Source organism: Microcystis sp. M53602_WE12 (assembly GCF_030065455.1).
Classification (GTDB): Bacteria; Cyanobacteriota; Cyanobacteriia; order Cyanobacteriales; family Microcystaceae; genus Microcystis; species Microcystis aeruginosa.
In genome coordinates this window covers 1-10,026 of record NZ_JASJFB010000853.1, presented here as the reverse complement: position 1 = coordinate 10,026, position 10,026 = coordinate 1, and the positions used below count along the sequence as shown (strand labels likewise).

The 10,026-nt window shown below is 41.8% G+C and carries 5 protein-coding genes, 1 pseudogene and 2 CRISPR repeat arrays; all 6 genes and pseudogenes read right to left on the bottom strand.

The window, feature by feature from the left end; all coding sequences use genetic code 11:
• Positions 1–264: 264 nt before the first annotated feature.
• Positions 265–4,331: a CRISPR direct-repeat array (repeat unit 37 nt; unit sequence GTTTCAATCCCTAATAGGGTTTAAGATTAATTGGAAC).
• Positions 4,332–4,434: 103 nt separating this feature from the next.
• Positions 4,435–6,156: direct repeats of the CRISPR family, unit length 37 nt; unit sequence GTTTCAATCCCTAATAGGGTTTAAGATTAATTGGAAC.
• A gap of 233 nt (positions 6,157–6,389) precedes the next feature.
• The gene (gene cas2 / locus PX482_RS26020; protein ID WP_002742874.1) at positions 6,390–6,662 is read right to left on the bottom strand and encodes a CRISPR-associated endonuclease Cas2; all 273 of its coding nucleotides are present in this window, start codon (positions 6,660–6,662) and stop codon (positions 6,390–6,392) included.
• Positions 6,663–6,674: 12 nt separating this feature from the next.
• Positions 6,675–7,679, bottom strand: a complete 1,005-nt coding sequence (cas1d, locus tag PX482_RS26015; RefSeq protein WP_002762272.1) for a type I-D CRISPR-associated endonuclease Cas1d — start codon at positions 7,677–7,679, stop codon at positions 6,675–6,677.
• A 5-nt stretch (positions 7,680–7,684) separates the two neighbouring features.
• Complete coding sequence (cas4, locus tag PX482_RS26010) at positions 7,685–8,278, bottom strand: CRISPR-associated protein Cas4 (protein WP_002762270.1); 594 nt, start codon at positions 8,276–8,278, stop codon at positions 7,685–7,687.
• A 2-nt stretch (positions 8,279–8,280) separates the two neighbouring features.
• Entirely contained in the window at positions 8,281–9,114 is an 834-nt protein-coding gene (gene cas6 / locus PX482_RS26005; RefSeq protein ID WP_002762268.1) for a CRISPR-associated endoribonuclease Cas6, read from the bottom strand.
• Complete coding sequence (locus PX482_RS26000; protein ID WP_002762267.1) at positions 9,114–9,680, bottom strand: Uma2 family endonuclease; 567 nt, start codon at positions 9,678–9,680, stop codon at positions 9,114–9,116. The genes cas6 and PX482_RS26000 overlap by 1 nt, the downstream gene beginning before the upstream one ends.
• A 256-nt stretch (positions 9,681–9,936) precedes the next feature.
• A pseudogene (locus PX482_RS25995) lies at positions 9,937–10,026 on the bottom strand (Uma2 family endonuclease); the annotation flags it as partial.

The following is a 10,026-nucleotide window of genomic DNA, read 5'->3' as shown; positions in this document are numbered from 1 at the left end:
TCACCTGTTTTTGCTCGGCCACCAGGTTCAGCAACCAGTTGACTAAGGGAGTGCGTTCGGTTTCAGGGCGCTCTATGGGAAGAAGCATATCCTTAGTTAAAGCAGATTTTCTTCCTCAGTGCAACCTAAGTCGATGCTTTCTCACGAGTGCGGGTTCATTTTCTAGGTTGACTTCGGCTTCCTTACCAGCATTTATTGAGATGTTGCGGTTTAAGATTAATTGGAACCAGATAATCCATATATAGTGTCTGGGAAGCTGTATGAGTTTCAATCCCTAATAGGGTTTAAGATTAATTGGAACAAAATTGCTATTATTATTCGCAGTTTATAATCTAGTTTCAATCCCTAATAGGGTTTAAGATTAATTGGAACTGCCGATTCCAAATTCGAGCCGAAGGAATCATCAGTTTCAATCCCTAATAGGGTTTAAGATTAATTGGAACGGTTGCAACGGTGACAACGCTCGACAACGGTAAAGTTTCAATCCCTAATAGGGTTTAAGATTAATTGGAACCATTTGCCGCAAGATGTCCTGTTGAGTTTGTTGTGTTTCAATCCCTAATAGGGTTTAAGATTAATTGGAACAAAAGAGTCAGAAAATGAGCTACACAGAAATTAAGTTTCAATCCCTAATAGGGTTTAAGATTAATTGGAACAGTTAACACTTTGGAGTATGCCTAACGATGAATGTTTCAATCCCTAATAGGGTTTAAGATTAATTGGAACATGAAATTGCCATGCACAGAATTTGGTCTAAGCTGTGTTTCAATCCCTAATAGGGTTTAAGATTAATTGGAACAATCTTCTCGGTAGTGTTTGAGCAAATAATCAGCGTTTCAATCCCTAATAGGGTTTAAGATTAATTGGAACGGGCAAACCATCACCATCTTGAGGGTTTCGCCATGAGTTTCAATCCCTAATAGGGTTTAAGATTAATTGGAACCCGAACGGCGTAGGCATCCCGGAGACTGTAGGGGTTTCAATCCCTAATAGGGTTTAAGATTAATTGGAACAGGGACTTATTTCGCTCGAATTCTCCGCCGATTGGTTTCAATCCCTAATAGGGTTTAAGATTAATTGGAACTAGATTGAACCAAAGCTTTAACTGTGTTCCCATCGTTTCAATCCCTAATAGGGTTTAAGATTAATTGGAACTATAGTCCGATCGCTTTCTGAAGCGCGAGAGGTGGTTTCAATCCCTAATAGGGTTTAAGATTAATTGGAACAAGCTGAGAAAGAAAGCTTTATTAAAGAAAGAAATGTTTCAATCCCTAATAGGGTTTAAGATTAATTGGAACATTACAAAAACCGTATTAGTGCCGTCTCCAAAAGGGTTTCAATCCCTAATAGGGTTTAAGATTAATTGGAACATCACTACGCTTTAACGGTTTCATTAAATACTATGTTTCAATCCCTAATAGGGTTTAAGATTAATTGGAACTCGCAGTTGCGGGCAAACTTAGTGATTCAAAATTGTTTCAATCCCTAATAGGGTTTAAGATTAATTGGAACTAGCCTATTAGGTGATATTTAAGGCCTAGCTAAGGTTTCAATCCCTAATAGGGTTTAAGATTAATTGGAACTCCTTACTCTTGCATCCTGCGGTTCAGGGTAGTGTTTCAATCCCTAATAGGGTTTAAGATTAATTGGAACGGATTGCAATTGTTCGGCCAGAAATAATTCCTGTGTTTCAATCCCTAATAGGGTTTAAGATTAATTGGAACATGGAAATAAAATGAGAATGATTATTATTCTTATGTTTCAATCCCTAATAGGGTTTAAGATTAATTGGAACATGGTTATTTAAAAATATTAATTTTTGTAAAGCTTGTTTCAATCCCTAATAGGGTTTAAGATTAATTGGAACTGTTCCGGTAAAAAAAGTTTGAGGTACTAAATTCCGTTTCAATCCCTAATAGGGTTTAAGATTAATTGGAACACATATCTAATATTGCCGGAGGAAACGATTTTAAGTTTCAATCCCTAATAGGGTTTAAGATTAATTGGAACACTAAATTCCAACTTTCTCCCTCTAAATCAATACAGTTTCAATCCCTAATAGGGTTTAAGATTAATTGGAACCTGTTTGAGGATTAGTATCTGCCAGAGATTTATCGTTTCAATCCCTAATAGGGTTTAAGATTAATTGGAACCTGATCCCTTTCGGCCCGAAGCTGCTCCGTCGGGTTTCAATCCCTAATAGGGTTTAAGATTAATTGGAACCTAAAGGCCATTTTTTTTGTTCCTACTAATGTTCTGTTTCAATCCCTAATAGGGTTTAAGATTAATTGGAACCCGGCTTGATAAAGCGGGCTATCCGATCAAATTCGTTTCAATCCCTAATAGGGTTTAAGATTAATTGGAACATCTAGCACTTTTGTCCAGTCAACGGATAAAAAAGTTTCAATCCCTAATAGGGTTTAAGATTAATTGGAACATCGATTCCGATTAGCCTCCTTTAACTTTGATTGTTTCAATCCCTAATAGGGTTTAAGATTAATTGGAACTCTCACAATTGCGTAGGATTGGCTTCCGGCTAGTGTTTCAATCCCTAATAGGGTTTAAGATTAATTGGAACTCGAAATTATGATCCTGAAATAGATGAGAATTTCGTTTCAATCCCTAATAGGGTTTAAGATTAATTGGAACAAGGGGGAACTGGGCTGTGGTAGTGGGGACATATGTTTCAATCCCTAATAGGGTTTAAGATTAATTGGAACCAAGATATAGCAAGGGTTTAGCAATGTAGTATAAGAATGTTTCAATCCCTAATAGGGTTTAAGATTAATTGGAACAATCCTATTCCGGGCGCGTTGCCCATAAGGTGTTGTTTCAATCCCTAATAGGGTTTAAGATTAATTGGAACCTCCCTCTAGGGTTGATTAGGTCCCGTGTAGTAAGTTTCAATCCCTAATAGGGTTTAAGATTAATTGGAACAATTTGGTCTATAAAGGATATGCTCACAATTGGAGTTTCAATCCCTAATAGGGTTTAAGATTAATTGGAACCCACATTAATATTGCGTGAAGTATTGCCCAATATCGTTTCAATCCCTAATAGGGTTTAAGATTAATTGGAACAGGAGGCTAATCGGAATCGGGCTAGAGAGATTTGTGTTTCAATCCCTAATAGGGTTTAAGATTAATTGGAACATTAGCTTGTTTCGAGGCTTTAAATAAAGTGATTACTAGGTTTCAATCCCTAATAGGGTTTAAGATTAATTGGAACTTGGAGTACACATCGAATCTCTTGAGGATCGCATTGTTTCAATCCCTAATAGGGTTTAAGATTAATTGGAACGAAATATCTAATATTGCTGGAGGAAATGATTTGAAGTTTCAATCCCTAATAGGGTTTAAGATTAATTGGAACGTGCTTGCAAATATTCAAACTAATTTAAATTCAGTTTTGTTTCAATCCCTAATAGGGTTTAAGATTAATTGGAACGGTTATTAGTTATTAGTTATCAGTGTTACTGAATTAGTTTCAATCCCTAATAGGGTTTAAGATTAATTGGAACGTTGTAAGCCACACCCCTTATACAGTGAGGCTTACGTTTCAATCCCTAATAGGGTTTAAGATTAATTGGAACCATTGATTAAATTATGGGGTGGCTTCATTAAAAAGTAAATGGTTTCAATCCCTAATAGGGTTTAAGATTAATTGGAACCGCTAGAGGGATTTGTGACTATCTTCTATTGATGTGTTTCAATCCCTAATAGGGTTTAAGATTAATTGGAACAACATCTTTATAGGCGTTACGACAGTCTTTGCCATACGTTTCAATCCCTAATAGGGTTTAAGATTAATTGGAACGCCCGGCTTGAGTATTGGCTCCTAAAAAATTCGGCGGGTTTCAATCCCTAATAGGGTTTAAGATTAATTGGAACCTTGCTAGGGAATAGTCGCCTAGCTTTCATGTCCCCGTTTCAATCCCTAATAGGGTTTAAGATTAATTGGAACCTGCCGGCTCTTAGACCCAAAACCTGCCCGGCGTAGGTTTCAATCCCTAATAGGGTTTAAGATTAATTGGAACTTGAATCAGGCGTAAGCCTAGTGGCCTATCAGATCACGTTTCAATCCCTAATAGGGTTTAAGATTAATTGGAACTTGCCTTGATTGAGTTTTGGGCGATCCGGCTTGAGTTTCAATCCCTAATAGGGTTTAAGATTAATTGGAACCCGGGCAGGAGAATTCGGGAAAATCCAAGCTTGAGTTTCAATCCCTAATAGGGTTTAAGATTAATTGGAACAATTGGAACTGTAAGCTACACCCCTTGTATAGTGCGGCTTACGTTTCAATCCCTAATAGGGTTTAAGATTAATTGGAACTGTTGGAGTTTATCAAACCACTAGCCAACTGCGAGTTTCAATCCCTAATAGGGTTAAGATTAATTGGAACGAATAGAATCAAAAGCCAATTGAGAGAAATCCGGGTTTCAATCCCTAATAGGGTTTAAGATTAATTGGAACTTTTTACTGGAAAAGTGGTTAATGTAAGAAAAACGTTTCAATCCCTAATAGGGTTTAAGATTAATTGGAACATTAATCATAATGCAATCTAGTGCTTTTGTCCAGTCAGTTTCAATCCCTAATAGGGTTTAAGATTAATTGGAACCTGGCATAAGTTTGTAGCATTCGGCTACAAATTTTATGTTTCAATCCCTAATAGGGTTTAAGATTAATTGGAACTCCACCAATTCCAATCCCCAGCATGGGCCGGATAGTTTCAATCCCTAATAGGGTTTAAGATTAATTGGAACGAGGTGAATGAAAGATGGATGAAAGCCCTTGCCCCATGTTTCAATCCCTAATAGGGTTTAAGATTAATTGGAACCATTGATTGCACTGATCCGAATGGACCGGATTGCCCCCCCGTTTCAATCCCTAATAGGGTTTAAGATTAATTGGAACTTTTTGCACGAGGATACGGCCATCCACTTTTTCCTGTTTCAATCCCTAATAGGGTTTAAGATTAATTGGAACTATCATTATATTCCCCCCGGTGATTGCTGGGGAAAAGTTTCAATCCCTAATAGGGTTTAAGATTAATTGGAACTGGAACAAGCATTAACAAGCCATAGCTATTCCCCCTTTTTGTTTCAATCCCTAATAGGGTTTAAGATTAATTGGAACTTGAAAATCACCTAGGAGGTATCTGAGGGGGAAAGGGCTGTGGTTTCAATCCCTAATAGGGTTTAAGATTAATTGGAACCCGAGACGGTTTGCACCACGATGATCCCGATACGATCGCGGGTTTCAATCCCTAATAGGGTTTAAGATTAATTGGAACTAGTCAAGCAAATCTTTAAAAATAGCTGCAAGTTGTTTCAATCCCTAATAGGGTTTAAGATTAATTGGAACAATTATATGTCCGATGGGCATTAATCCTTACCTACGGTTTCAATCCCTAATAGGGTTTAAGATTAATTGGAACAATAAACTCCCCAGCTACTGTAAAACCTCTTACATTAGTTTCAATCCCTAATAGGGTTTAAGATTAATTGGAACTTTTTCTCCTTTTAGAGCGCCCTTTTCGCAAAAGTTTCAATCCCTAATAGGGTTTAAGATTAATTGGAACTATTGTGCAGACTTAGGCGGGGTTTCTACTGGAAAGTTTCAATCCCTAATAGGGTTTAAGATTAATTGGAACCCTAAATTCTCCCCTTCTTCATCAAGGTATTCTGCTTGTTTCAATCCCTAATAGGGTTTAAGATTAATTGGAACTTGAGAGCATCAGTTTTTCCATCGGCAAGCCACAGCCGGTTTCAATCCCTAATAGGGTTTAAGATTAATTGGAACTTGAGGGTGATCCGGTGGAGTTGGCGGTTAAACGGTTTCAATCCCTAATAGGGTTTAAGATTAATTGGAACTTGCCGCTTGATCACAGTCGATCCAAATAAAGCCTCGTTTCAATCCCTAATAGGGTTTAAGATTAATTGGAACTGGTAGAAGCGGCTGCCGAAGCCAATATGTCTCCGTTTCAATCCCTAATAGGGTTTAAGATTAATTGGAACGGGATTAAGTTAACTGGAAATTTGGAAATACAGAGTTTCAATCCCTAATAGGGTTTAAGATTAATTGGAACTGGTGTAACAACTAGAAATTCGGAATCTGCCGGTTTCAATCCCTAATAGGGTTTAAGATTAATTGGAACCGCCCAGTGGTAAAAGCCGTACGCTATGGGATTTTCAAGGTTCCGTTGCGCCGCACCCGCAATAAACCCATTGTACAGCAAGTGACCCACTTCTTCAAGAACCCGCAAAACCTTACGGGATAAGGTGCGCCCCGCGTTGGAAAGGAAAATCATCTCGAATCTATATTCCATAAGCTTTTCAGCCACCAGATAATAGTTAAGGATTTTTACAGCTACCCGGAAGCGCAACCGAGCTAAACAAAAAAAATTGTATTATCCCGGGGTAACTCACCACCGATGCGTTCCACTTTACCCCGACAACAGGCGCAGAGAAAATAAAAGCGGATGCTATCGGTATCGGGTTTGATCAACTTACTCAAGCGCCCGCGCAGCTTAGCGTACTGGGTATCGGTTAGATCGCACTCAAAAACACTATACTGCACCCGTTGGCCGTAGGACTTTAACGTATTGTGAATTTTGGTTCGTCGCTTATCGTCGGAAATATCGTAACTGACAACAAAATACATGATCGCCTCTATCTACTTTAAAATCAAAGGTGGATACTTATCCGTCTCGTCCATGAGATATTTCGCCATTAGTCGGGCCTGAATCTCGAAAGCTTCTTGATAAGTACACTGTTTACCCATTACCGGATGCTTAAACTTGGATTGTTTCTTCTGTTCGTACAAGCGCAGGAAAATCTGTAATCCCTCTCTCGTCAAGGAAACCGCACCGCTTAAGGGTTCGGTGGTGAAATGTTCGGGGGTAAGATAAGGATGATTGACCCCATTGAGAACCACGGCATCAACGACGATCGCTCTAAATTCTTCCATCAGATCTAGTGCCAGCGAGGGGCGACCGTAGCGTTGATAGTGAAGATAACCGAGATAGGGGTCAAAACCGACCAAATTGATCGCACTCTGCACGTCATGGCGCAATAACGCATAACCCAGACTCAAAAGAGAATTGACCGGATCTCGCGGGGGGCGACGGTTACGCGAGGTAAAGGTAAAAGTATCGCCGAGAATTAAGGAATCAAAACAACTGAAATAGGCTGCGCTTCCGGCTCCTTCTAAACCCCGGAGAGAATCGATCGCCGAGGTTGTTGCGATCGAGCCGATCGCTGCTTCCAAACAAGCGATCGCCGTTTGTAAATCCAACTCTTTTCGATCTCGTTGACGACGGAGTAGAATGTTGCGGTAATTCTTCAGCTTGCCGCGGACGAATCCCCGCACTAATTGAATGGCTTTCGGAGAATCGCCGGCGGCCTGCCATTGCGCTCGACGAACGAAAATATTTTTGGTCATCTCCGGTTCCAATCTACCGAGATAGCGTCCGGTGGATGTGACGAAACTGAGCGGAATATGACGTTCCAACAATTCGATCACCAATGCGGGAGAAACTGAACCCCGTCCGAAAATCACCACTCCTTCCACGTTCAATAGAGGTACATCGAGGATCGTTTCCTTGGATGCTTTGACCGTTAAACGCTCGTCATTTTTGCCGAGAAATGCGTCTTCTCTTGTCACATATACCGTTCCCATATTTTTTAGTCTTCCTCTCGATATCGTTGGACTTTTTCGGTTAATCGGGGCAAGCAGCGATCGAACAAACTGCATCCCTTGCAGCGGGGAGAATAGACCGCCGGGGGCATTTTTCCCGTCTGGATCAGGGTTTCAACTGCTCGGATCGTAGCGATCGCCCGTTGCCGTAGAGCAAGATCGATCGCCACCGGTTGACGCTGGTGAGAACTGGCATAGTAGATATAGCCGGTATCTAGCCTTTTTCCAGTCATTTCTTCCAAACACAGAGCTTGAGCGCACACCTGCAACTCGTCGTTATCCCATTCGCCTTTACTGCCCCGTTTGTATTCCACGGGGATAAATTCGCCATCCTGGGACTCGATCAGATCGGCTTTACCGATGAGACGGTAATTATCTGATTTAAGCCAGATCGCCCGAATTTGCCATATTTCCTCGCGGGTTGCCGCCCCGACGGTGTGAACTCGCTCGTGTAAATTTGTTCCCTCGATCGTGTAGCTATTATCGAGAAATTCCCCGGCGACGAACATTCTCCAACAACGGTGGGGACAGTAGGCGTAATGGTTGAGAGCGGCGATCGGTATGTAATCAGATTCATCCATGGCTATCTTTTCTCCTTAGCAATTCTGCGAGTCATCCCCATTCCCATGGTGGTTTTCCGTCCCACTCCCGCATAGAGGGCAAAATCCGCCAGTACATTAATCGCTTTAATCTTTGCGGGTTCCACCTCTCCCAAAAGACGATAGTGAATCTCACCCACACAACCGATCGAATGGTTTTTATAGGCTTCGTCGGCTAATTTCGTTTGAATATCGAAGAAACTGGGGAAAATCGACTCTAGGGCAATAGAATCGAAGGGGATACCGCTATAGCGATTCCAACGACCGAGAAGGCTATTAAACACCAGTTCCCGCGTCGGTAAGGCACTATCGAATTTTCCCTGCCGGAAGGTGACGGGGGTAGCGAAAAGGAAATTAAATTCCCGATTCGTTTCCGAGGCGTTTTCATACAGGTCTTGATAAGTACAAGAGTTCGCCCAGGGTTGAACCGATTGCGGGGTGGCGAGGACGCTAGTGATGACGAGATCGGCGGAACCGAGATGCCAGGGTTGTTTTGGATTGAGATTCAACCAGAGCGAAGTTAATTTACCAAATAATCGGTCATCGAGCAGAGAAATCCGCCACCAGCAGGGAGTTTCGGGGGCGATCTCCCGTTCGTGTCGCCACTGCGGGGAATTTATCGTTTTTCCCCCGGATTGCATCTGTAGTGGCGATAAGGTGAAGGCTTTATCTGCCTCGGCTGCGTGTAGAATGTTCCCTAATTCCTGATCAACACTACTGACAAGGGTAAGGAATAGCGCGTGAAGGTGTCGTCCGGTGAGAAAATTCGGATAGATCGGCGATCGGGGTGTGAGATTGAGAACGAGACTGTAGGGCATTAACTTAATCGGGCCTTGGCAAAAATTTGTCTGGGGGTTAGGGTTAAATCGGGAAGGAGAATATCGCTAATTTCGTCATCGCCTTTTTTAATCGCCGGGGGTGCGTCGGGATAGAAAATTGTGATCTGCTTGGCCCGGGGATCGACGATCCAGACGCGACTGACTCCCGCTTTTAGGTAGTCCACGGCTTTTTCGCTCAGGCTGCTGAAGGATTGTTCCGGAGAGATAATTTCGATGACTAATTCCGGGGGAACGGGACAAGCTTCATCGGTGAGGGGAATATCTCCTAACCTTTCCGGGGAAATGTAGAGAAGATCGGGAACGGGACACCAATCTCGATCGTTTTTGCTGAGAATGATTGCCCATTCGATTCCCACTTCTCCCCGTCCTTGATTCCAGCGATCGAGTACGAGAAATAAAGCACCAGTTAAACGAGAATGAAAGAATTTCGGTGACATTTTTGCGATCGCTTCTCCATCGACTAATTCATAGGTAATATCGCCATCGGGATCGGTTAGCGAGAGAAATTCTGGTAAAGTGAGGGATTTAGAAGATATAAGAGTCATGGTCAATTTTCAACCGAAGCGATAGGACAATCGAGCGGGAATTTTCAGATCGGGGCGATCGCTTATAACGAGACTGTAGGGCATTAAGTAGCTGGTTATAATTAAATTAAAAATGGACTTTAGCTTCGATCCCCCCTGCCCCCCTTGATAAGGGGGGTGTCGATCCCCCCTGCCCCCCTTGATAAGGGGGGTGCCGATAGGCGGGGGGATCCCCCTTAATAAGGGGGGCATCTGATGATTTTTAACGCCTACCTACTTAACTTAATCGGGCCTTGGCAAAAATTTGTCTGGGAGTTAGGGTTAAATCGGGGAGGAGAATATCGCTAATCTCGTCATCGCCTTTTTT